The following is a 22,898-nucleotide window of genomic DNA, read 5'->3' as shown; positions in this document are numbered from 1 at the left end:
TTTATCACTTCCAAATCTGATCGATTTTTTTTTGAAAATCTTTGGCTGCTTGTTCAGGATTTTTTGATTCAGTAATCCCACGGCCCGCAATAAATGTTGCAACTGCCATTGTTTGAAACAATTCAAGCGTTTCGACAGTTAAACCACCTGTGACGGACACTTCAAAGCCTAAGTCAATTAGTTCTTGAACTTTATTCAAATCTTTCTCTCCCCAGCTGCCGCCAGCTAAAAGAGCATCTCTACTTTGATGATAAATCACCTGATTAATCCCTAATTCTCGCCATTGTCGAGCTTGTTGCATTGTCCAATCTCCATATAGTTCTACTTGTAATTCTCGGACTTCTTTTTGAGCTGCAGCCATCGTTGGCAAGGTGGCGCAACAAATGACCGTCATGAAATCAGCGCCTGCTTGTGCGACATTACGAGCAACTGTACCGCCCGCATCAGCACATTTTGTATCAGCAACAATCGTTTTATTAGGAAACATGCGTTTTAAACAACGAATTGCTTTTTGGCCTTCTTGTAAACACAAAATAGTGCCAACTTCGATAATATCGACAATTTCTCCGACTTTCATACAATCTGCTAAAGCGTCTTCTAATCTATTATGATCTAAAGCGATTTGTAAGTTTGGTCTTTTCATCTTTCCCATCCTTTTATTCAGATTTTTGATAACGATCTGAAGCCATATATTTTTCTTGAATTTCTTTTGCAGACATTACATTTTTAATGCCAATCACTGTGACTCCACGTTTTTCTGCTTGCTGAAACATTTGTAAAAAATTGACTGGAGTAAAAACAACGTCGTATTGGCTAGCAGAGCTTTTTCCTTCTGAAATGGCGCAATGATGAATTTTTGTAATCGGTACACCTAGTTCTTTCATTGCTTTTTCAACACTCCGCATCATCATTAGACTCGTGCCAGAACCATTGGCACAGGAAACAAGTATTCTCATTTTAAATTCCTCCTTTAATTCTCTTGAAATTTTTTAGCATATTGTTCATAATCATTGACAATCATAAAGTAACCTTCTGGATTTCTCCGATACTGAAGTTGCGGAATTATTAGTAACCCAATCACCACCACTGCTACGCCAACATAGCCTAGAACTTTCATAATGATTGTAAATAACGGCCAAGCTGTTGCCCAATCGAACATACCCAAATAACCGCCATATTGAGATAATCCAATCCATGTAGCAAATAAAGCTGAGCCACCTACTTGGATTAAACCTGAAAGGAAGGGGAATAAACAAGCAGCTTTTACTCCGCCACGATTATTTGCATAAACAGCTATGACAGCGTTATCAAAAAACAATGGGATAAAACCCGCAATAACGATTGTCGGAGACTTTAATAGAATCAGTAAGCCAATCATTAAAAACTGGCCTAATGCGCCAAAGAGAAACCCAATTGTTACTGCGTTGGGCGAGCCAAACCCGAAAGTCGCTGCTACATCAATCCCAGGAACAGCGCCTGGTAAAATGGTATTTGAAATCCCTTGGAATGACTGCGTCAACTCGTCGACAAAGGTTCTAACGCCTAATTGTAAGATAGCTAAATAGACAGCAAAATTTAATGAAGTGGTCATGATATAAAAGAAGAAACTCTGCCCTTCTTGCATAAATTTAGCTTGAATTAAATAATCTTGTCCCAAAACAAGCAAGATAATGCCAAAGAAAAAGAGCATCAAAATGGACGTAGCAACCATATTTTCATTAAAAATGGATAGAAATCCTGGTAATTCAATATCTTCCAATTTTTTATCGGCCTTCTCTGAACGATGTTTCTTTTGATCACGTTTTTTCAACCATTCTGCTAATTTTGCAAAAATAAATATGCCAAACATTTGTTGATGGGCTACCGCAAAACCAGCACCTTCTGTTAATTCCTGCGTAATCCCTACCGTTAAATTTGAAGCAACTGCCCAATAACACCCAAGAATTAAGCCCATAAAAATTAGTACTTCGATTCTACCTAAGTTAGGAAAACAAAAGAGTAAAATCCAGAAAGCGGTAGCTGCTTGTTGAATCTGAACATTCCCTGTTGTAAAAACGGCTCTCAATTTTGTATATTTTTGAAAACGAACCAACAAAATATTCATAATAAATGCAATCAATAACAAAATCATCACATCACCAAAGGTTCGTCCAAAGGTTTTCATCAATCCTGCATCGACTGCATTTTGCCCGAAATATGGATCGGTAACCATCGCCTGTAAATTAAATCGCTCTTTCAAGCCTACTAGAATAGGGCGAAAATTATTAACCAAACCACCAGAACCAACACTCAAAATAAAATAACCAACTGTCGCTTTCAGAAAACCTGCTAAACATTCATAAAAGGGCCTCCGTAACAAGAGATAACCTAATAACACGATGAAACCAATCAAATATGCTGGCTGTGTTAAAACGTTCGTAGCAAAATAAGTCCAACTATTTAACAAGAACTCCCCCATTGATTTTTCCCCCTATAATTGATATTTCTCCATAACTTCTTTAAAATCCATTGGCGTGTTTGTTTCTAACAAGTCAGCAATCACGCCATCCGTCATCAATAAATCCATCAATTGCTGGATATTTTCCAGATGTTCGGCGGGATTTTGGGCTGCCAATGTAAAAAATAATGTTGCTGTTTTTGCTTCTTGATCGCCAGCAAAAGTGACTGCTTGCTTAAATTTTGTAAAAGAAATGGCCGTTCCAAAAACGCCTGCGCTTTCCTCTGATGAATGTGGCATGGCTACTTCAGGAGCAATGATGATATAAGGTCCAAACGTTTCGACACACTGGATAATCTCATCGACGTAACTCTGATCGATAATGTGTTTTTGGAGTAAAATCAAACAACTTTCCTGAATCGCCTCTTGCCAACTAACCGGTTCTTTATCAGAGTAATGAATAAGCTCTTGCTCCCAAAAATAAGTTAACATTGTACATCCAGCCTTTCTTACAAAAATGAAGGAAATGGTGTATCATTTTCTTTAACAAAAACATCATTAAAGCCACGATCAAAGTTAAATTCTAAGTTGTCTTTGTCATCTGGATAAACAAATTTGCCACCCACTTGCCAAATATATGGTTTAAATTGATAATGTAAACGATCTTTTTTTAATTTCCAAATTTCCATGATTTCTTTTGGATCCGCCATAAAATTAGACCAAATATCATAATGAACGGGAATGACTACTTTCGCATTTAAAGATTCGGCCATTCTCAACATATCAACAGAAGTTATTTTATCTGTGATACCGCGAGGATTTTCGCCATATGCTCCTAAGCAAACATCAATTGCATATTGATTACCATGTTTCGCAAACAAGTTAGAATAATGAGAGTCTCCGGCGTGATATACCGTACCACCTGAGGTTTCAAATAGATAATTGACAGCTAGTTCATTCATGTCCTGAGGCATTTTACCTTTAAATGTATTTTCAGGATCATCAGAAGTAATTAGCGCGGTTCGATCAAAAGCTTCCAAGGCCACTACATTCACATCATTCACTTTTATTTCTTGACCAGGCTCTATAACCCGTGTTTTTTCTGCCGGAACACCCCAACGTTGCCATGTTTTCACTACTTCTTTTGGACCAATAAATAGAGCCTTAGGACAATTTTGATGAACAGCAGCAGCTGTGTGAATATCCAAATGGTCTGAATGAATATGTGTGACAACTAAAGCATCAACCTCTTTTATTTCAAAAGGATCAATCACAAAAGGTTGTGTTCTTAAATTAGGTTGCATTTTTTGGCAACCACTCATGCGCATCATTTGATGGCCATTTTTCATTAAGCCGTTCCCGTGCGTTTGTTTTCCTGTTCCACACCATAAATCACATAAAATATTCGTGTTCTCATGCGTTTTCAGCCAAATGCCTGTACAACCAAGCCACCAAAGTGCAACCGTTCCTTGAAGCACATTTGTCTGATTAATTTCTTCGTTTAAATAAGTGCCCCATTCTGGAAATGTCGCCTTCAACCAACTTTCTTTTGTAATTTCATGAATCGATTTGCTCATGCTACCACTCCTCTTCTCAAATGATTGTGTTATGCTTTATAAGAAAATCATAGCCGCAAAAAATCACAATGAAAACCCTTTTATATGATTGTTTGCACTTTTAATGATTCTTTTACGTGTTTTGTTTTCCTATGAGTTATACTATTTCATGGGGGACCGTGTCCAAAAAAATAACTAAAGGAGGTTGTATTACTTGAAAAGTTCATTAGAAACCATTGAAAAAAGGCAACAAAACATTCTCGCGCTGCTGCAAAAAAACAAACAAATGACTACCTATAAATTAGCAGATGCTTTAAATGTTTCCTTAAGCACAATTCGTCGTGATTTAAATGTCTTAGAAACTAAGAATGACATCATTCGAAAATATGGGTATTGTATTTACAACGACCAAAATCAGAAAGACTTTGATCAATCAGGACCGGAGTTATTAAAACAAGCCATTGCTCGTGTTGCTTGTAGCTATCTAAGTGATTATGATACCGTTTTCATTAATTCAAGTTCCACTGCTTTGAATATTCTCCATTATTTAAAGGCCGACCATCTGACCATCGTAACGAATAATTTAAAAATTGCCACCAAGCCTCATGTTTCTCAATACAATTATATTTTGACCGGAGGCGAATTACGTTTTCCCAAAGAAGTTCTGGTAGGAGATATTGCCATTAACACAATCACCGCAACGCATGCCGATGTTTGCGTAATTGGCTGTAGCGGGGTCAGTTTAGAACATGGCGTCACTACAAAAATTTTCAATGAAGCAAAAATTAATGAGCTTATGATAAAACAAACAACAAAAGTAAAAATTCTGGTCGCAGACCATCGAAAAATCGGCTTGACGTCTAAATTTAAAATTGCTGATATTACCGCTTTTGATTGTTTGATTACAGACAAACATTGCTCATCAACTTTAATTACAGAACTTCGTAAGACCGGCTTAAAGGTTATCCAAGTCGACTAAAAAAAGAGCGTAGGACAAAAATCTCTTTTGGATTTTTGTCCTACGCTCAAAATCTGATAAATAAAAAAATAGCACTTATTTCTTAACATTCACTTACTTCGTAAACGTTGCCTTTAATCGTTCCAACGGTTGATGCTCTTTGTTATAATACTGAACGAGATATTGTTCAGGTGTACTTTCAATTATGGCATATGTTTTCTCTTGAACTGGTCCACGAGGTAAACGAATACTTCCCGGATTAACAAAGAGAATGTTATTGTGTCGCTCTGCACCGAGTACATGAGTGTGACCAAATAAGGCAATTGTCGCTCCTGCTTCTTCCGCCTGTAAAGCAAGTGTCGTGAGCCCCATTCTAACATTGGCCAAATGACCATGTGTCATATAAATAACTTGATCTCCCACTTTTTTAGTCACAGTTTTGGGAAATTCATCATAAAAATCACAATTTCCTTGGACTACAATGAATTTTTGCCAAAGTTCATCTGTCGGTTCTAATTCAGAATCACCACAGTGAAAGAGTGCATCGACTTGTCCTTCATAATGATTCACTAAGTCAACTAAACAGTCACGGTCGCCATGATTATCGCTTACTACCAAGATTTTCATACGTTTCAACTCCTATTTTTTTAGCCATTCTTCCCATTGTTCTTTTAATTTTGCCACTGCTTGTCCACGATGACTGACTTTATTTTTCTCTTCTCCAGACAATTCAGCTGCCGTCTTACCAAGCTCTGGAACATAGAAAAGTGAATCGTACCCAAAGCCTCCTTCACCACGAGGAATCGTACCGACTTCTCCTGGCCATTCAGCTTCGACCACCAGACTTTCTTTCTTTGGTTCAGCAAAAACCAATGTACAATGGAAACGCGCTTGTCTTTTTTCTTTTGGCACGCCCGTTAACTCATGTAGTAGTTTCGCATTATTTGAAGCATCGTTAGTTGGCTCACCAGCAAAACGAGCAGAATAAATCCCTGGCATTCCTCCTAAGGCATCAACAATTAATCCTGAATCATCTGCTAGTACTGGTTTCTGTAAAATTTCTGCAATTGTTTCAGCTTTTAGACGAGCATTTTCTTCAAATGTTCGACCAGTTTCTTCTACATCTGGCAAATTCGGATAATCTAATAACGTCTTAACTGTATATCCTTTTTCACCAAAAATTGAACTAAACTCTTTCGCTTTACCAGGATTTCTAGTCGCAATGACAATCACTTTCTCTTCTGAATCTTGCGAAGGGACTTCTTCAGAGGCTAAAGCATAAAGCGCTTCTTTCTGATACGTAATTAATTCCTCAATCCCTGTTTTTCCATAAAAGAGCATGGCATTTAACTCATCTCCTGAGAAGGTAGCTTCTTCACCCGTTCCTTGAATTTCCACAAATTCACCAGACTCGGTCATCACGATGTTCATATCCACTGCAGCATTCGAGTCCTCTACGTAATCTAAGTCCAGCACACAATAACCATCGGGTAAAATACCCACGCTGACAGCAGCTAAATGCTCTTTAATTGGGTCTTCCGCTAGCGCACCAGTCATCAATAAATGATTGACTGCTAAGCGTAGAGCAACAAAAGCGCCTGTAATACTAGCTGTACGGGTTCCCCCATCTGCTTGAATCACATCACAATCGACAACAATGCTCCGTTCCCCTAACTTTTCTAAGTCAACAACAGCTCGCAATGACCGCCCAATCAAACGTTGAATCTCCATTGTTCGCCCTGTTAATTTTCCTTTCGCACTTTCCCGAATATTTCTTGTGTTCGTCGCGCGAGGGAGCATGCTATATTCAGCTGCTACCCAACCTGTTCCCCCGCCTCGTAAAAACGGGGGAACCTTTTCTTCGACAGTGGCTGAGCAAATTACTTTGGTATCGCCAAACGAAATAACCACCGAACCTTCTGGATGTTTAAAAACATTGGTTTCAATAGTGATCTTTCGCAATTCTTTTGGTGCACGACTATCATGTCTAATCATTTTCGTTTCCTCCTAAGTGAATCTGTTGTGCTTTTAAGTTCTCTATACCAAGCCAACTGCTTGCAATCTCTTCAAACATTTTTGCAGAACCAGTTGTATAAAATTCATGGGGCTGTGTAGGCGCTTCAGGCGTATGGGCAATGTCAAAATAATCGAGAAGCATGCTAACTTCGCCAACTGTTTCGGCTCCTGAGTCAATTAATGTCACATGACTCCCCATCACATTTTGAATCACCGAACGTAACAACGGGTAATGGGTACAACCTAAAATCAACGTATCAAGTCCTTTTAATTGTAGTGCTTGAAGTGTTTCTGCCACAATTTTTTTTGCTACGGAAGAACGATATTGATTACTTTCAACAATGGGGACAAATTTAGGGCAAGCTAAACTAGTCACCTCAATTGCTGGTGCCTTACTTTTAATGGCGATTTCATAGGAAGCACTTTTGATTGTCCCTAAGGTACCTATGACACCAATTTTGTTATTTTTTGTGACTTTAACGGCTGCTCGTGCGCCAGGTAAAATAACACCGACAACTGGAATTGGCAAGGCAGCTTTAATTTCTTCTAATGCGACAGCCGTCGCGGTATTACATGCGATTACTAGCATTTTTATTCGTTTTTTCAATAAAAAATCGGCCATTTCCCAAGTAAACTGAACGACTTGTTCGGCTGGTCGTGGACCATATGGGCAACGGGCTGTATCTCCTAAATAAATTAATCGTTCATTTGGTAATTGTTTTAGCGCTTCCTTTAAAACAGTTAATCCACCAACGCCAGAATCAATTAATCCAATGGCTTCTTGATTGCTCATTCTCATCCTACCTTTGCCTTTTATTCACTGCCTTTATTTTCTACTTTTTAAGGACTATTGTCAATTTTTCCTGTTTTGCTCTCATTTATTTCTTTTTTTGAAGGAAATCTTTTTCGATTAAAAAACTAGTAATTCATTTTTTTGTATGTTATAATTCCTAACATTAAGAATACAATTAGAAATACATTTGGTTAATTTAATTTAAATAACACGTTTCTCACCGAATCCTCTGTTATCTTTTCTACCAAATGATTGCAAAGGAGACTGCCTATGATTTCTTTAGAACATGTAAATAAGTATTTTGGGGAGCATCACGTTTTAAAAGATATTACTTTGAATGTAGAGCAAGGAGAAAAAATTGTCATTATCGGACCCTCTGGCTCTGGCAAAAGTACATTAATTCGGTGTATGAACCAATTGGAAAAAGTCAATGATGGTTCCGTCGTAATTGATAACATTGACATCACCAAACCGAAAGCACCGATTCAAAAGGTTCGCCAGAAAGTTGCCATGGTCTTTCAAAATTTTAACTTATATGCTCACAAAACGATTATTGATAATTTAACGTTAGCACCGATTAAAGTGATGGGCGTTTCCAAAGAAGAAGCGGTTCGTACTGGTATGGAGTATTTAGAACGAGTCGGCTTAGCTGATAAAGCTTCTGCTTATCCTTCGCAGCTTTCTGGCGGGCAGCAACAACGGGTCGCTATTGCTCGTGCCTTAAATATGCATCCTGAGATTATCCTTTTTGATGAACCGACTTCGGCACTTGACCCAGAAATGATTCAAGAAGTTTTAGATGTAATGGTCGATCTTTCCAAACAAAATATTACCATGGTTTGTGTCACACATGAAATGGGCTTTGCTCGTCAAGTGGCTGACCGTGTAATCTTCATGGACCAAGGAGAGATTATTGAACAAGGAACGCCTGAACATTTCTTTACAAGCACTGAAAACCCTCGTGCAAAAGAATTTCTAAGCAAAATTATTCATAACGGGTAATGAATAAAAAAACAAAAAATTGGAGGAATGAACAATGAAAAAACAAAATAAATGGCTAGCTGGACTCTCCTTACTTGTATTAGCAGGCATCATTGTGGGCTGTGGTAGCGGCAACAATGACTCAACTTCCAAAAGTGCTTCATCAAACAAAACGGTCACAGTAGAACAATTAAAAAAAGCAGGGAAAATTAAAGTAGGTGTCAAAGAAGACATTCCTAATTTTGGCTATATGAATCCTGATACAAACAAAAATGAAGGAATGGAACCAGATATTGCACGCTTGATTGCGAAAGAAATTACCGGCAGCGAAGAGAATGTGGAATTTGTGGGCGTGACAGCGAAAACGCGCGGTCCCCTTTTAGACAATGGTGAACTAGATATGGTAATTGCTACATTTACAATTACTGATGAACGTAAAAAGACTTATAATTTTACAACTCCTTATTATACAGATGAGATTGGTTTCCTTGTGCGCAAAGAGGATAGCTTCTCCAGCATGAAAGATTTAGACGGAAAAACAATCGGCGTTGCACAATCTGCTACGACAAAAGAAAACTTAGAGAAAAAAGCGCAAGAGGAAGGAATCAAATTTACTTATCAAGAATTAGGTTCCTATCCAGAATTAAAAACAGCGTTAACTTCTAAACGAATTGATGCATTTTCAGTGGATAAATCAATCCTATCTGGCTATGTGGATGGCAAGACAGAAATTTTAAAAGATGGTTTTTCGCCACAAGAATATGGAATTACCACAAAGAAAGCAAATACTGAATTAAATGATTATCTAAATGGTTTAATTGAAAAATGGGAAAAAGATGGCACACTAGAAAAAATTTATCAAGACTGGGGCTTAAAAAATTAATCATTCCTAAGACTTGAAGAATCAAAAATTTTAGGAGGGATTTTTATGTTTTTGTTAGCCAATATTTCCTGGCTTGAAGAAGGGCCATTCGCCTTATATCGTTGGGAAGCTTTATTTCAAGATTGGCGAATTTTTGGTCAGGCTTTTCTCTATACTATTCTGCTTTCTTTAGGAGCGATCTTAGTTGCCTTTGCTTTAGGCATTTTCTTTGGCAGTTTATCAGCGACCAAAAGTAAACTTTTACACGCAATTAGTCGTGTCTATGTAGAATTTTTTCAAAACACACCTTTGTTGATTCAATTTATCGTAGTCTATTATGGCTTTCCTCTGCTAAGCCCGCTGCTTTCATTTTCTATTACTACGATTGCCATTCTGTGTGTAGGCCTCTATCATGGCGCCTACATTTCTGAAGTAGTTCGCTCAGGAATCGGAGCTGTCCCAAGAGGACAATTTGAAGCGGCTTACTCCCAAGGATTAACGTATGGTCAAACGATGCGGTATGTGATTTTACCACAAGCATGGCGGATTATGTTACCGCCTTTAACTAATCAAGTCGTGAATCTAATTAAAAATACGTCAACAGTTGCCATTATTTCTGGCGCTGACGTAATGTTTGCTGCCAATAGTTGGTCGTCTGTCAACTTGAACTATATTCCCGCCTTTGCGCTTGCTGGTTTCTTATATTTCATTCTTTGCTTCCCATTAGCGAATTTGGCTAGAAAAATGGAAGAAAAAAATAAGAAAGCATATAGCAGATAGGAGGAAAACAGATGCCTTTTTCAGAAGAAATGCGTCAATTACTGACAGCAAATAATTTTCAATTTCTATTTAACGGCTTAAAATTGACGCTCTATATTTCCTTCGTCTCAATTATTTTGAGTACGATTTTTGGCACCATTCTAGCCGTTTTGCGAAATCAAACCCATGGACCACTGAAGTTACTTGCCAGTATTTATGTAGAAGTGGTGCGTAATATTCCAAACTTATTGTGGATTTATGTTATTTTTTTGATTTTCAAAATCAAATCCACACCTGCTGGAATTGTGAGTTTTACTGTGTTTACCACCGCTGCTTTAGCGGAAATTATTCGTGGTGGTTTAAATGGGGTCGATAAAGGCCAAATTGAAGCGGCACGTTCTCAAGGTTTTTCAAATTGGCAAATTCTTTATCATATTGTTTTGCCTCAAGCCATTCGCAATGTCTTACCAGCAATTGTTTCTCAGTTTGTTACTGTCATCAAGGATACAAGTTTCTTGTATTCCGTGATTGCTTTACAAGAACTCTTTGGCAAATCTTATATCTTAATGGGGCGCTACGCACAAACAGGACAAGTATTCACTATTTACGGAATCGTCGCCCTAATTTATTTCATTATTAACTTTAGTATCTCACAATTTTCACGTTGGCTTTCACGAAATTGGGCGAAAAGTTATTAATGTAGTTAAAACCAGGAGGCTGAGACAAAAGTGTTTAGCTCCAAGAAATAAGAAGGAATTTCCGAAAATTGTTCTTTAATTTTTGGAGAATTTCGGCTTATTTCCGAAGGAGCTGCTTTTGTTCAGCTGATTATCTTAAGATTTAGAAAGTGGGGCATAAGTCATTTCGACTTATGCCCCACTTTCCTGTTTTTATTTTATCTTACTTCTACTTGATGTTTTTCAATTAGCGCTTTTTCAACCTTTTCCATTGAACGGTTAATTTCTTCATCCACTAATGTCGCTTCTGCATTAACGAAAGTTAAACTATACGCCATTGATTTTTTGCCAGCGCCTAGTTTTTCACCTTGATATACATCAAATAAATGAATCTCTTTCAAATATTTACCTGCGTTATCTGAAATAGTTTTAACTAGTTCTTGATTGGTAACTGTTTCATCGACTAATAAAGCAATATCTCGAGAAACTGCTGGGAATTTAGAAACTGCTTCATAAGTAACCCCGCCTGCTTCTGTGGCTACTAATTGTTGCAAGTTTAATTCAGCAACATATGTTTCAGGAATATCGTACGCTTTTGCTGTCGTTGGGTGAACTTGTCCGACAAAACCAACCACTTCATCTTCTAAATAAATCCATGCTGTCCGGCCTGGATGCATTTCTGGAATCGCCGTTGTCGCTTGATAACTGATTTTTTCTGTTAATCCTAAAACAGCTACAATACTTTCCACTAAGCCTTTTACTGTATAAAAATCAACGGCTGTTGCTTTTGTTTGCCAATCTTTAACCATTGTATTACCAGTTAAAGCAAGTGCTAAGTGATTTTCTTCTGTAGGTAAATTTTTTGTTGGATCTTCTGTTTGGTAGAAAACGCGTCCTACTTCGTAGAAGGCGATATTATTATTTTTACGTGCCACATTGTATGCGACATCATCTAATAAACCAGAAATTAAGTTCATACGTAACACAGAACGCTCTTCACTCATTGGCCATTGCAAACGTGTTGTTTGACTTTCTTTCATCATAAATTGACGGGATTTTTCTTCTGTTGTCAACGCATAGCTGATGGCTTCACTCGTACCATGACCTTCCAGTAAGCTCTTTAATTGGCGCGTAACATGTTGTGCTTTGGTTAGACTTCCAGCAACTGTTTCTCCACTTGGCAATGTTGAAGGTAAATGATCATATCCATAAATGCGCGCCACTTCTTCAATAATATCTGCTTCAATCGCAATATCCCAACGTCTTGGTGGAATCGTAATTTCATATGCGCCTTGATTTACTTCATAAGCAAAACCGAGTGCTTCAAAAATTTCATTCACCGTTGCTTCATCTAATGCAGTACCTAAATATTGGTTGATTCGTTCTAAAGTCACAGCTACCTGCGCTTCTTTAACGGCCACTTCAGAACCAACTGCAGTGCCTGAAACCACTGTTCCGTCGGCTAACTCTGCAATCATCGCGGCTGCCACATCACAAGCTAACCCAACTGTCGCTTGGTTGATGCCTTTTTCAAATCTACTTGAAGATTCACTCCGTAAATTGAATTGTTTAGACGTTTTGCGAATAGACAATGGATTGAACAATGCCGCTTCTAAAGCCACAGTTGTTGTTTCTTGACTGATTTCAGAATTAGCCCCACCCATTACACCGGCTAAGCCGACAGGCGTTTTTCCATTCGTAATGACGATATTTTCTTCTGTTAATTGACGTGTTTCACCATCTAATGTAATTAGTTCTTCTGCTGCTGTTGCTCGACGAACCAAGATTTCTTTGCTATCTAATTTTTGGTAGTCAAATGCATGCAACGGTTGACCAAATAATAATAAAATATAATTTGTCACGTCGACCACATTGTTAATCGGACGGATTCCTTCATTCATCAATCGATTTTGCAACCACTGAGGACTTTCTGCAATCGTCACATCTTTAATAACACGAATTTGATACGCTGGCGCATCTTGTGAATCTTCAACAGTTACTGTTACGTAATTTTCCACGTTATCTGAAGCATCTTCTTTGAGTTCGGGATCATTAAACTGAGGTGTTTGACGATAAATTGCGCCAACTTCATAGGCTACCCCTCTCATACTTAATGCATCTGCACGGTTTGGTGTAATTGATAATTCAATAATCGCATCATCCATGTCTAAATAAGGGAAAACAGGTGTCCCATTCACTGCTTCTTGAGGTAAATAATAAATTCCTTCAGCGTAGGCTTTTGGTACGACATTATCTGAATATCCTAGCTCTTCTAACGAACAAATCATTCCGTTAGAAACTTCGCCACGCATTTTACCTTTTTTAATTTTTTGATTTCCTGCAATTCTTGAACCAGGTAACGCTACGATGACTTTAATTCCTGCTTTTACATTTGGTGCTCCACAAACAATTTGTGACAATTCTTCTTCACCGATGTCTACTTGGCAAATTGATAAGTGGTCAGAGTTTGGGTGAGGAACACATTCTTTTACTTCACCGACAACAATTTTCTTTAAGCCTTCTTCAGGTACAGCAACGCCCTCAACTTCGATACCTGTCACAGACATTTTGTCCGCTAATTCTTGCGGAGTAACGTTTGAAAGATTAACATATTCATTTAACCATTTATAAGAAACTAACATTTTTCAACTACTCCTTTACCTTGAATTGATTTAAGAAACGTAAATCATTTTGATAAAAATTACGGATATCATTTACACCATAACGTAACATAGCAACGCGATCTGGTCCTAAGCCAAAGGCAAAGCCTGAGTACTCTGTTGGATCAATCCCTGACATTTGTAACACATCTGGATGAACCATCCCTGCACCTAAAATTTCAATCCAACCTGTATGTTTGCAGACGTTACAACCTGCGCCGCCACATTTAAAACAGCTAACATCTACTTCGACTGAAGGTTCTGTAAAAGGGAAATAGCTAGGACGTAAACGAATTTTACGATCTTCACCAAACATTTTTTTCATCATGACTTCTAACGTCCCTTTTAAATCACCCATTGTGACATTTTTATCGACAACAAGGCCTTCAATCTGATGGAATTGGTGACTATGTGTCGCATCATCTGTATCACGACGGAATACTTTCCCAGGAGAAATCATTCGTAATGCACCTTTTGAAAAATCGTGTTTTTCCATTGTTCGAGCTTGAACTGGTGAAGTATGCGTACGAATTAACATCTCATCTGAAATATAAAACGTATCTTGCATGTCGCGTGCCGGATGATCTTTTGGTAGATTCATGCGTTCGAAATTATAGTGATCCGATTCTACTTCGTATCCTTCCACTACTTGATAACCCATGCCTAAGAAAATATCTTCAATCTCTTCCATAACTTGTGTCAAAATATGACGTGTACCTTGAGGCATTTGTTTTCCAGGTAAAGTTACATCTAAACTTTCTTCTTTTAGTGCCGCATTTAACGCTTCGTTTTCTAAAACAACTTTGCGCGCTTCAATTGCTTCGGTTAATAAATCACGAATTTCATTTGCAAAGCCCCCCACCACTGGTCGTTCTTCTGGTGAAAGGTTTTTCATGCCTCTTAATACTTCGGTGATTGGCCCTTTTTTCCCTAATGTTTCTACGCGAATTTGGTTTAATTCTTTTAAAGTAGCAACTTGTGCGATTTCTTTGAGCGTATTGTCTCTAAGAGCTTCTAATTGCGCTTGTAATGTCATTATGCGTTCCCCTCTATCTTTTATTTAAACTAAAAAAAAACGATAACCCATTCCTTTCAAAGGAACGAGCTATCGTGTTACCATCCTAATTCATAACAAATTGTTGTCATGCACTCATTTCATTTAACGGCAATTACCGGTTTGCTTTCTTCTTGAAAACAAACAAACTCAGGAAGTGAATTTCGCTTGGTGACTGTGTAAATCAGCTTCCAGTCTCTGGCTGACTCTCCCTAAAACACGTCAATTCAAACTACTTGTTTCCATCACTGTTTTTTTAGTTATTTAATTACGTTTAGTTTACAAGAAGTTTTGCTTGCGGTCAACTGCATTCTTCGTCTTTTACCCATTTTTCTGCCCAATGTTGAATTTGTTCCATTGCTAATTGCAAGTCTTCGCCTTTTTCGGTTAGGAAATATTCTAAGCGATTTCCTTCACCGCAACGAACAGCTTTGGTGATAATTCCTTCAGCTTCTAGTTCCTTCAATCGCTCTACTAAGACACGATCACTTAACATTGGAATTTTTTCTTTTAATTCGCCAAAACGTTGAGGACCTCGTTCTAATAAAACATCAATAATTAAACCATTCCATTTTTTACCAAGTATTGAAAATGATTTTTCAAATTTGGGACAAAGTACAAACGATTCTGTTTTTACTTTTTCCATCTTCCTCACCTCTTCAATGAGTATAGCACATTCCTTACAAAATGTAAGTGTTTCTGCTTCTAATTTTTTCTACTTTATAAAATCTACAACATTTCCTGTCTGCATGTCAATAATTACTCCTCCATTTAATAAAATTAAATAGACGTGCGACACCTCTTTATGCGTTGCCTCTTGTAGCGCTCTACGATAAAGATTCATCTGTCCGCGATACCGTTCGACAATTTCAGAAATCGCTTGGGGAGAGGTGCCTTTTACATGATCGGTTTTATAGTCATACAAAATGCATTGATTGTCTAATTCGATATAACCATCAATAATCCCATGAATTAATAAATCATCTTGTGTCGTTTCTGGATAATTTTGAATAAGCTTTTCTGCTTCAATCAGCATAGAAAAAGGTTGTTCCCTTCTAACGGTTTGATGGTGTTGAATCAATTGTTTTCCTAAGGCGGTGTCAAAGAAGGCCACGATTTGTTCCAGATTCATTTTTTCAGCAATTGCTGGTAAAATCAATTTATTTTCCACTAAACGTTCTTGAACAGCTCGCACTTCTTCATAAGAAGGTTGTGTACTTAAATCAATTAGTTGTAATAAATAATGAGTTGCTGTCCCAATTTCAGCTGCTGAGGGCGCTTGAACCGTATCTAAAAATTTAGGCTTACTTAAATCTCCTTCAATCATTCGATTGACAATCAACGGTTGCGCTTGAATAGTATTGTCTTCCCGAACCTCAATTTTACCAATTTCTTTGTTATCGGGGTCATCAAATACTCGCTTGATTTCAGAAACAGACTGATAACTGGTGGTCCGAGTAGCCACTTCAAACGGATAGTTGAAACTTAACCGTGCAAGGCCACGATTGATTTTGTCAGCAGATAATTGCGCTTTTTCGGCTAAATCCTCTGCTTGTCTTTCTGGCAATTGTAATTGCTGAATGGCTGCTCGTAGTTGTTCTTCGTTGAACCACTGAATATGAAAGTTAGCTGGGTGCTTTTTAACTTGCGGAACGTTACTTACTACTACTTCTTGCTGATATTCAGCGGCTTTTTGATGGCGTACCAATGTCATCCCAACCCAATTCATTAAACTACTTTTACTTTGCAAGCGATTTTCAGCTGGTAGCACCAGTGTTTCTACATCGCCAACTTTCAGCCACTCTTTCCACATCGCCGCTTGGTCTTTATAGGAGCCCACCAGAAAAAGTTTCTGTTCTGCACGTGTCAACGCCACATATAACTTCCGCATTTCTTCGGATAGTAATTTTCTCAATCGTACTTGTTTAATCGCCAAAAATGGTAAAGTATCGTACATAACTCGTTCTTCAGGTTGTAAATAACGAATGCCTACCCCTAAATTTTCTTCAAAGATATAGCGTTCATTCAAATCACTGACATTAAATTCTTTGGTCATATCTAAAACGAATACCACCGGAAATTCTAACCCTTTACTAGCGTGAATCGTCATGACGCGTACGGCATTCTCTTCACTTAAAACGACTGGTTCCGCTAAATCTTTGTCTTTTTCTTGCATTTTTTCGATGAAGCGAACAAATTGAAATAATCCGCGGAAGGTTGTTTTTTCATACGCCGCGGCCCGATCCACCAACGCATATAAATTGGCTTGGCGTTGTTTGCCAACAAGCAACCCGCCAACATAATCAAGGTAGGCCGTTTCCCGATAAATCGTCCACAGCAAGGTGCTAATCTGGTTGCGTCGAGCCTGTTCCCGCCATTTTTCTAATGATTCAGCAAAACGTATAGTTTTTTCCTGAACAACTGCTTCCTCCATGGTTGGTTCCATCTTTTGATTAAACGTTAAAAATGCTTCGTAGTAACTGGTTTCCTTATTAGCCAAACGAATAAGCACTAATTCGTTTTCTTTTAATCCAACAATTGGTGAACGTAACACAGCTGCCAAAGGAATGTCTTGATAGGGATTATCAATCAATTGAAGCAAGGCAATCATTGTACGAATTTCCGTTGCTTGGAAATAATTTTGAGCATCATTGACTTGAACTGGAATTTCTAATGATTTAAAGACATCTAAAATAGTTAAATTATTTTTCTTTGTAGGCGTTAATAAGACAATATCTTGATAAGTAATCGGTCGATCCGTTTTCAGCTTTTTATCATAAATTAAGAAATTTTGGTCAATTAATTCACGAATTTTCAAAGCAGTAACGTAAAGTTCCCCTTCTGTCTTATCTTCAATCAACAACTCAGGGGATTGTAATTCTGGAAATTCAACTGATTCTGTTGCTTTTTTTTCATAAATTAGCAATTCAGTTGAATAATCAGCCGCCTCCGAAAATTGATCAAAACCATGAACCAAAGCAGCTGACTCATCGTAAGTAATTTGGCCCACTCGATCATCCATTAATTGACTAAATACTAAATTCGTAAAGTCTAAAACGTCTTTGCGGGAACGAAAATTTTCAGCTAGAATGATTCGTTTACCCTCTTTGCCTTGCCCATACTGATTGTATTTTTCAATAAACAATGTAGGATCTGCCAAGCGGAAAGAATAAATAGACTGTTTCACATCTCCTACCATAAAAAGGTTTCCTTCTGCGCTAAGCGGGCGGCGCAACCAATACAAAATAGATTCTTGTAATTGATTGATATCTTGGTATTCATCGACTAACACTTCATCAAATTTTTCGCGATAGTAAACCGAGGCTTCTGATGCATGCCAGCCATCTGCCTGATTTTTCGCTAAAATAGCTAACGTATAATGTTCTAAATCGTTAAAATCCACTAAATTTTTAAGCCGTTTTTCTGCGCCATAGGCCTCCATAAATTGTTTCCCCACGTGAGCCATTTCTTGAACAATGGGCGTGGCCTCTTTCAAGACTTGTTTCATGGCATCTGGAGAAAGTGTAAACAGTTGCTTTTTCAAATCATTTAACGCTTTTTTATTTTGTTCTCGTAACTGTTTGGCTTGTTCCGCGGTTGGTTTCAACTCTTCGGCACGAACCGTTGGGTAGCGGTCAAAGCTTAACAATTCAGTCAAATTATAGGCGCTTTCTAAATCATTTCTCTCTAAAAATTGTAAAAATTGTTTTGTTTGTTCCTTTTCATTTTGAGCTAAATACCAAATCTTTTGAAGTTTCTCTTCGCCCTCTGTTAAGGTCACCATTTCTTCGTAACGCTGAAGAGTTCGTTGTAACGTCTCAACGGCTAGCGGTTTTAAATACGTCTGAAATAACGTTGATTCGCCTAGCCGATCCCCTACTTCGTAGGCTTGTGTTAAGCCATTAATCCACGCCTCTGGATCAGGATTGGCTTTGGCAAATTCATAAAAAGAAAAAATTAAGTTAGTGAGTCCGTCATCACTACGGTCATTGGAAAAATTCGCTGTTAATTGGTAAAACGCTTCTTGATTTTCCGCATAAAATTGTTCACGTAATGCATCCCAAACATCTTCTTTTAATAACAATGTTTCTGTTTCATCTGTTAACATCCGAAAAACCGGATCTATGTCAATTAAATAATAAAAACGACGAATAACAGTTAAACAAAAGGCATGTAACGTGCTAATATTGGCTGTTGGCAAAAGAGCAATTTGACGAGAAAAATGCCGTCTTCTTTCTGGATCTTGTTCTTCATTCATTGCCTTTTGTAAAGCCACTTGGATCCGTTCTTTCATCTCACGGGCGGCGGCTTCAGTGTACGTCACAATCAAGAGACGATCGATATCGACGCCGCTTTTGACTTTTTCAATGACACGGCGGACTAAAACGGTGGTTTTTCCTGAGCCAGCCGAAGCAGAAACTAAGATATTTTCATCGCCATCAAACACCGCTTGCCATTGACTGTCGGTGAATTGCTCATTGGCTGGACGTAGTGGAATTGTTTTACTCATCTTCGGTTGCTCCTTCCTCATCTTTGTTTAACAAGCGCGCCATAATTTCCTCTTTGGATAAATTCTCAATACGATGATAATTATTTTCTTTTAGCATCACATCAAAATCACAGACACTTCGAAACGGACAATAGCGACAAGCAATCCGTTCCTTGCCTTGATAAGCGGGATTAAGTTGAACTTCGCCGCCAATAATTTGATTCCCCGCTTCAATAAATTTATTTCGGTTATGGGAAAGCAAGGCGCCTAATTCTGGTTCTGTCACAAATTTATCTTCTTGGCGACGACCAGGTTTAATTTGTTCTTTGGCTGATTCTTCAATTGGAAACAGCAATGAACTTTGTTTAGCTTGCAGACTCGTATCTAAATGATCCAATAAATCTGGGTCTTTCATCAAAAGACCATCAAACTGATATTTTTTAAGTATTTGTTGTTCAATGTCGTCTTTGCCTTCATAAGATAACGTAGGATTGTGTACATGCAGATAAAGTGAGCCAGCAGGTTTAGCTTCTTGACCAACTAATTGCACAGCATCCATTAAAGCCACATCCAAGTACGTCAGCATTTGCATGGCTAAGCCGTAATACGCTTCTGTCATATTAAATTTACGGTGACTCGATTTATAATCAATCACACCTAAATAGGTTGATTCGGGTGTAACCAATTGATCAATCCGGTCGATTTTCCCCCGAACATGAATTTTCCCTTGATTTTTTAATGGTAATTCCAAACCAGAAATTCCTTTTTTAGCGGCAATTTGGCCAAATAACACTTCCGTTTGAACAGTCGTCATGCCACTTCGTTGGCTTTGGCGTTTCAGCGCCCAACTGACTTTTTTAATTGTTTGACTCAATTGATAGCGAATATAGTTCATGCGATTAGAGGTCGTTAATACAGAAAAACGTGCATCCCCTAAAATACTATTTAGTACTTCCTCCGCCAATAAATTGACTTCCTGATCGGTTAGCTCAGATAAGTTCCGTTGATTCATAATCAATAATTTAAAGAACTGATCCAATGCTTCATGGAAAAATTCCCCTGTAGCTGCTGGCGAAAGCCCAAAGACATCTCTTTCTTTCAAACGTAAGCCATAGCGAGAAAAGTATTGATACTGACAGCGATAAAAACTCTCCATCCGAGAAACGGATGTATAAATATCTTTACCATATAAAGGTTCTGCTAAGACCTCATCAATCTTTTCAGGAATATTTTGATGCGTTAAACTTTCGAAAACTTGCTTGGCTAGCGGCGCAATTGATTGGTTCATTAGCGCTTTTTCCATATTTAACCAGAAAGGCAACAATCCTTCTTGCGTTTCTTTCCGTTGTCTTTTCAAACGCGTTAATTCACCGATTAACGTCCGATACGTACTAATATGGGCTAAACTGGTCGTTTCATCATCGAAAATGGTTGTTTCATTTTTTTCAAAAACGGGCAAGTTTAAATCTTTTTGGATATTTTTAAAATAAGGAGACGGTTTGACTTCTTGAGCGGTGTCTTTAACACTTGGATAGGTTAAATATAACCGTTCTCGCGCTGAAGAAAAGACGAGATACGCAACAAACGGTTCTTGCGCAATTTTGCGTCCGGTTGTCCCACGTAAATATTGGTTTTCCGTTAAAGTATCATTGATTGTCTGACGTTCTTCATCAGACAATAGTGTTTTATTTTCAATCTTTTGTGGAAAAATTTCTTCCGTCATCCCAATAGCAAAAGTAACCTTGGCAGCGCCAGGTCGCGTTAAATCCATTGCGCGAACTTGTACTTGGTCAATCGCTGTCGGCACTTTACTATAGTGCAAACCTTCCAAGCCACTAACAAATATTTCTTGAAACGTTGTAAAATCAAACGAACTTTCTCCGTAAACAGTGACGTATTCATCTAGTAACGACATCAATGCATCCCAAGTCTGTTCATGGTTACGAGCTGTTTCTAGTTGACCTGCTTCGATAGCTTGTAAGCGCCACATTTTTAATTGTGTTGCCACACCACTTTGCAGTAAAAAGTGATAGAAGACGGTCGCTGCTTCCAAACCAGTTTTGGCACTTATCATTGCTTGAAAGTAACTAGGTAACAGCTGTTGAAGCGATTGACGAATCGCATTTGACTCTTCTTCCATCGTAGCGACATCTTCTTGCTCTTCCGCTTCAAAATCATACCGAATAAATTCCCAATCTTTTTCTTGCGACCAATAATAACCTTCATAGCCGTATGCCAGGACCACATTTTCGGTAATATCAACTTTTCTACGCCAAGCATTCCGTTGGTTTAACCAATCAGTCAAGCTTTCTTCAGAAATAGCGAGTTGATTCATTGGCATAAATAATTCCGTTCTCAAAAAACGGAGCACATCGCGATAACGATAATTGTACGAATGAATAGCAAATAAAGATTCAATCCATTCGACTAAAGGATGCCGATCCATAGCCATATCTCGGTCGACATAAACAGGAATCTCGTGTTCCGCAAAAATCGGTTCTAATAAATTTTCATAACAATCTAAATCACGAGTCAACACCTGAATTTCTTTGTACCGATACCCTTCTTCCACTACTAAACGGCGAATTTCGGTTGCAACATGTGTTAATTCTTCTTTAACGTTTTCAGCACGCCACAGAAATAAGCCATCGCCTCTCCGGTCAGTTGTGCTTAATGGAGGCAGGTGCTCTTGCGATTGAATCCAATAATCATTTAATCCTTGCAAGTCTGGGTTTGTAATTAATACCTCTTTCTTTTCCACATAATCTGAAAGAATCGGGATTTGCTTCTGTCTTGCTAGTTGATAAAGCTGATGATAGGTTTGTCCCGCTTCATAAAATAACGACCGCGGATCAGGTAAGTCATGCGGATATTGTTTGTCCAATAAAAGGGCTACTTTCACAGAACCTGCTTGCGCCATTAGTACTTCAATCAACTTTAATTCTCTGGCAGTAAACTGCTGATAGCCTGAAATAACGAATTGAACATTCGACAAATCAACCGTTTGTAAATACTCGCTTAAATGTTGAATAATCTCCGCTGATTCATAGCCATACTGACTCATTTGCAATTGGAATCGCGTAAAAATTAACGTTAAATCTTGAAACTTAAGTTGTAAATCTTGTCCTTTAGGGTTCTCCGTTTGTTTTTCTAAAAATGGATAAAGCTCCGCAATTTCAATATTGCCTTCGCGCATTTCTTGATAAAGCTGAAATAGTTGCTGAATAAAGCCAGGCTTGTTAATTTCACCTCTAAAAATTTGTAACTCTTCTTCTGCTTCTACTAAAATTTTGCGGAAAATCATCGCAGCGCCTGCATCAGATAAAACATCTGCCGAGTAAAAAGGTGTATGTTGTAAATAGTACCAAGCCAAACGATAAAAACTAAAAACCTGCAGACGGGTACTGGTTATTGAATCAGACGTAGTTGTCTGTAATTGACGTAACTTTTGCAAGACTTGAATTTCTTGCTCAAACTTAATATGGTTCGGGACTAAATAGAATACTTCATGCTGTGCGTCTTCCTCTAGCCATTGTTTTGTCGCCTGTATAAGTGGCGCTTCTAAGTCTGCCACGGCGGTTCCTCTAATAAACTGCACACTCATGGTTTCACATCCTTTTCCTTTGCACTGCCTTTATTTTACCACAAAAGAAGGA

General features: G+C 38.1%; 18 protein-coding genes and 1 other annotated feature. Of the genes, 5 read left to right on the top strand and 13 right to left on the bottom strand.

Going from position 1 to position 22,898, the window contains the following annotated elements; all coding sequences use genetic code 11:
* Positions 1-4: 4 nt before the first annotated feature.
* From IGJ41_RS04995 to ulaG, 5 genes are read right to left on the bottom strand one after another with little or no spacing between them, the layout of a single operon-like run.
* On the bottom strand, positions 5-643 hold the full coding sequence (locus IGJ41_RS04995) for a 3-keto-L-gulonate-6-phosphate decarboxylase UlaD (RefSeq protein WP_002388019.1): 639 nt from the start codon (positions 641-643) through the stop codon (positions 5-7).
* Positions 644-656: 13 nt separating this feature from the next.
* Complete coding sequence (locus IGJ41_RS04990; protein WP_002358018.1) at positions 657-956, bottom strand: PTS sugar transporter subunit IIB; 300 nt, start codon at positions 954-956, stop codon at positions 657-659.
* A gap of 14 nt (positions 957-970) precedes the next feature.
* A complete protein-coding gene (locus tag IGJ41_RS04985) occupies positions 971-2,458 on the bottom strand; it encodes a PTS ascorbate transporter subunit IIC (RefSeq protein WP_002381988.1) in 1,488 nt (495 codons plus the stop codon).
* Positions 2,459-2,470: 12 nt separating this feature from the next.
* Positions 2,471-2,929: a PTS sugar transporter subunit IIA gene (locus IGJ41_RS04980; protein ID WP_002365501.1), complete on the bottom strand. Its 459-nt coding sequence runs from the start codon at positions 2,927-2,929 to the stop codon at positions 2,471-2,473.
* Between the two features lie 17 nt (positions 2,930-2,946).
* Positions 2,947-4,014, bottom strand: coding sequence for an L-ascorbate 6-phosphate lactonase (gene ulaG / locus IGJ41_RS04975; RefSeq protein WP_289855388.1), 1,068 nt, complete (start codon positions 4,012-4,014; stop codon positions 2,947-2,949).
* Positions 4,015-4,207: 193 nt separating this feature from the next.
* Between ulaG and IGJ41_RS04970 the strand changes: the two genes are divergently transcribed.
* Positions 4,208-4,972 carry a DeoR/GlpR family DNA-binding transcription regulator gene (locus IGJ41_RS04970; protein WP_002382117.1) on the top strand — a complete coding sequence of 255 codons (765 nt, stop codon included), beginning with the start codon at positions 4,208-4,210 and terminating at the stop codon, positions 4,970-4,972.
* 93 nt (positions 4,973-5,065) lie between these two features.
* Here IGJ41_RS04970 and IGJ41_RS04965 read toward each other — a convergent pair whose 3' ends face one another.
* Genes IGJ41_RS04965 through racE form a run of 3 tightly spaced genes read right to left on the bottom strand, consistent with a single transcriptional unit; the run spans position 5,066 to position 7,766 of the window.
* On the bottom strand, positions 5,066-5,578 hold the full coding sequence (locus IGJ41_RS04965; protein WP_002386618.1) for a metallophosphoesterase: 513 nt from the start codon (positions 5,576-5,578) through the stop codon (positions 5,066-5,068).
* Between the two features lie 12 nt (positions 5,579-5,590).
* On the bottom strand, positions 5,591-6,946 hold the full coding sequence (gene rph / locus IGJ41_RS04960) for a ribonuclease PH (protein WP_289855387.1): 1,356 nt from the start codon (positions 6,944-6,946) through the stop codon (positions 5,591-5,593).
* Complete coding sequence (gene racE / locus IGJ41_RS04955) at positions 6,939-7,766, bottom strand: glutamate racemase (protein WP_289855386.1); 828 nt, start codon at positions 7,764-7,766, stop codon at positions 6,939-6,941. The genes rph and racE overlap by 8 nt, the downstream gene beginning before the upstream one ends.
* Before the next feature lie 264 nt (positions 7,767-8,030).
* Between racE and IGJ41_RS04950 the strand changes: the two genes are divergently transcribed.
* Genes IGJ41_RS04950 through IGJ41_RS04935 form a run of 4 tightly spaced genes read left to right on the top strand, consistent with a single transcriptional unit; the run spans position 8,031 to position 11,060 of the window.
* Positions 8,031-8,762 (top strand): amino acid ABC transporter ATP-binding protein, encoded by a 732-nt coding sequence (locus IGJ41_RS04950; RefSeq protein ID WP_002377841.1) that lies wholly within the window; start codon positions 8,031-8,033, stop codon positions 8,760-8,762.
* A 34-nt stretch (positions 8,763-8,796) separates the two neighbouring features.
* On the top strand, positions 8,797-9,624 hold the full coding sequence (locus IGJ41_RS04945; RefSeq protein WP_438713996.1) for a transporter substrate-binding domain-containing protein: 828 nt from the start codon (positions 8,797-8,799) through the stop codon (positions 9,622-9,624).
* Positions 9,625-9,669: 45 nt separating this feature from the next.
* A complete protein-coding gene (locus IGJ41_RS04940; protein WP_002363695.1) occupies positions 9,670-10,383 on the top strand; it encodes an amino acid ABC transporter permease in 714 nt (237 codons plus the stop codon).
* Positions 10,384-10,394: 11 nt separating this feature from the next.
* The gene (locus IGJ41_RS04935) at positions 10,395-11,060 is read left to right on the top strand and encodes an amino acid ABC transporter permease (protein ID WP_002382114.1); all 666 of its coding nucleotides are present in this window, start codon (positions 10,395-10,397) and stop codon (positions 11,058-11,060) included.
* Between the two features lie 197 nt (positions 11,061-11,257).
* Here the strand turns inward: IGJ41_RS04935 and pheT are convergent, their stop codons facing one another.
* From pheT to IGJ41_RS04910, 5 genes are all read right to left on the bottom strand, one after another.
* On the bottom strand, positions 11,258-13,681 hold the full coding sequence (gene pheT / locus IGJ41_RS04930) for a phenylalanine--tRNA ligase subunit beta (protein ID WP_002358033.1): 2,424 nt from the start codon (positions 13,679-13,681) through the stop codon (positions 11,258-11,260).
* A 7-nt stretch (positions 13,682-13,688) separates the two neighbouring features.
* Positions 13,689-14,735 (bottom strand): phenylalanine--tRNA ligase subunit alpha, encoded by a 1,047-nt coding sequence (pheS, locus tag IGJ41_RS04925; protein WP_002358034.1) that lies wholly within the window; start codon positions 14,733-14,735, stop codon positions 13,689-13,691.
* A gap of 57 nt (positions 14,736-14,792) precedes the next feature.
* Positions 14,793-15,011 (bottom strand) — a binding site (T-box leader).
* Between the two features lie 43 nt (positions 15,012-15,054).
* Positions 15,055-15,399, bottom strand: coding sequence for a winged helix-turn-helix transcriptional regulator (locus IGJ41_RS04920; RefSeq protein ID WP_002358035.1), 345 nt, complete (start codon positions 15,397-15,399; stop codon positions 15,055-15,057).
* A 69-nt stretch (positions 15,400-15,468) separates the two neighbouring features.
* Positions 15,469-19,263 carry a helicase-exonuclease AddAB subunit AddA gene (gene addA / locus IGJ41_RS04915; RefSeq protein ID WP_438713993.1) on the bottom strand — a complete coding sequence of 1,265 codons (3,795 nt, stop codon included), beginning with the start codon at positions 19,261-19,263 and terminating at the stop codon, positions 15,469-15,471.
* Positions 19,256-22,846 (bottom strand): PD-(D/E)XK nuclease family protein, encoded by a 3,591-nt coding sequence (locus tag IGJ41_RS04910; RefSeq protein WP_173963587.1) that lies wholly within the window; start codon positions 22,844-22,846, stop codon positions 19,256-19,258. The genes addA and IGJ41_RS04910 overlap by 8 nt, the downstream gene beginning before the upstream one ends.
* Between the last annotated feature and the right edge of the window lie 52 nt (positions 22,847-22,898).

Origin of the sequence: Enterococcus sp. DIV1537a, from assembly GCF_051712085.1 — a bacterium.
Taxonomy (GTDB): Bacteria; Bacillota; Bacilli; order Lactobacillales; family Enterococcaceae; genus Enterococcus; species Enterococcus faecalis.
This window is presented reverse-complemented; position numbering and strand designations above follow the sequence as displayed.

Coding starts and splice junctions, on each gene's coding strand:
- IGJ41_RS04995 (WP_002388019.1), bottom strand. CDS start 643: ATGAAAAGACCAAACTTACAAATCGCTTTAGATCATAATAGATTAGAA.
- IGJ41_RS04990 (WP_002358018.1), bottom strand. CDS start 956: ATGAGAATACTTGTTTCCTGTGCCAATGGTTCTGGCACGAGTCTAATG.
- IGJ41_RS04985 (WP_002381988.1), bottom strand. CDS start 2,458: ATGGGGGAGTTCTTGTTAAATAGTTGGACTTATTTTGCTACGAACGTT.
- IGJ41_RS04980 (WP_002365501.1), bottom strand. CDS start 2,929: ATGTTAACTTATTTTTGGGAGCAAGAGCTTATTCATTACTCTGATAAA.
- ulaG (WP_289855388.1), bottom strand. CDS start 4,014: ATGAGCAAATCGATTCATGAAATTACAAAAGAAAGTTGGTTGAAGGCG.
- IGJ41_RS04965 (WP_002386618.1), bottom strand. CDS start 5,578: ATGAAAATCTTGGTAGTAAGCGATAATCATGGCGACCGTGACTGTTTA.
- rph (WP_289855387.1), bottom strand. CDS start 6,946: ATGATTAGACATGATAGTCGTGCACCAAAAGAATTGCGAAAGATCACT.
- racE (WP_289855386.1), bottom strand. CDS start 7,766: ATGAGAATGAGCAATCAAGAAGCCATTGGATTAATTGATTCTGGCGTT.
- IGJ41_RS04950 (WP_002377841.1), top strand. CDS start 8,031: ATGATTTCTTTAGAACATGTAAATAAGTATTTTGGGGAGCATCACGTT.
- IGJ41_RS04945 (WP_438713996.1), top strand. CDS start 8,797: ATGAAAAAACAAAATAAATGGCTAGCTGGACTCTCCTTACTTGTATTA.
- IGJ41_RS04940 (WP_002363695.1), top strand. CDS start 9,670: ATGTTTTTGTTAGCCAATATTTCCTGGCTTGAAGAAGGGCCATTCGCC.
- IGJ41_RS04935 (WP_002382114.1), top strand. CDS start 10,395: ATGCCTTTTTCAGAAGAAATGCGTCAATTACTGACAGCAAATAATTTT.
- pheT (WP_002358033.1), bottom strand. CDS start 13,681: ATGTTAGTTTCTTATAAATGGTTAAATGAATATGTTAATCTTTCAAAC.
- pheS (WP_002358034.1), bottom strand. CDS start 14,735: ATGACATTACAAGCGCAATTAGAAGCTCTTAGAGACAATACGCTCAAA.
- IGJ41_RS04920 (WP_002358035.1), bottom strand. CDS start 15,399: ATGGAAAAAGTAAAAACAGAATCGTTTGTACTTTGTCCCAAATTTGAA.
- addA (WP_438713993.1), bottom strand. CDS start 19,263: ATGAGTAAAACAATTCCACTACGTCCAGCCAATGAGCAATTCACCGAC.
- IGJ41_RS04910 (WP_173963587.1), bottom strand. CDS start 22,846: ATGAGTGTGCAGTTTATTAGAGGAACCGCCGTGGCAGACTTAGAAGCG.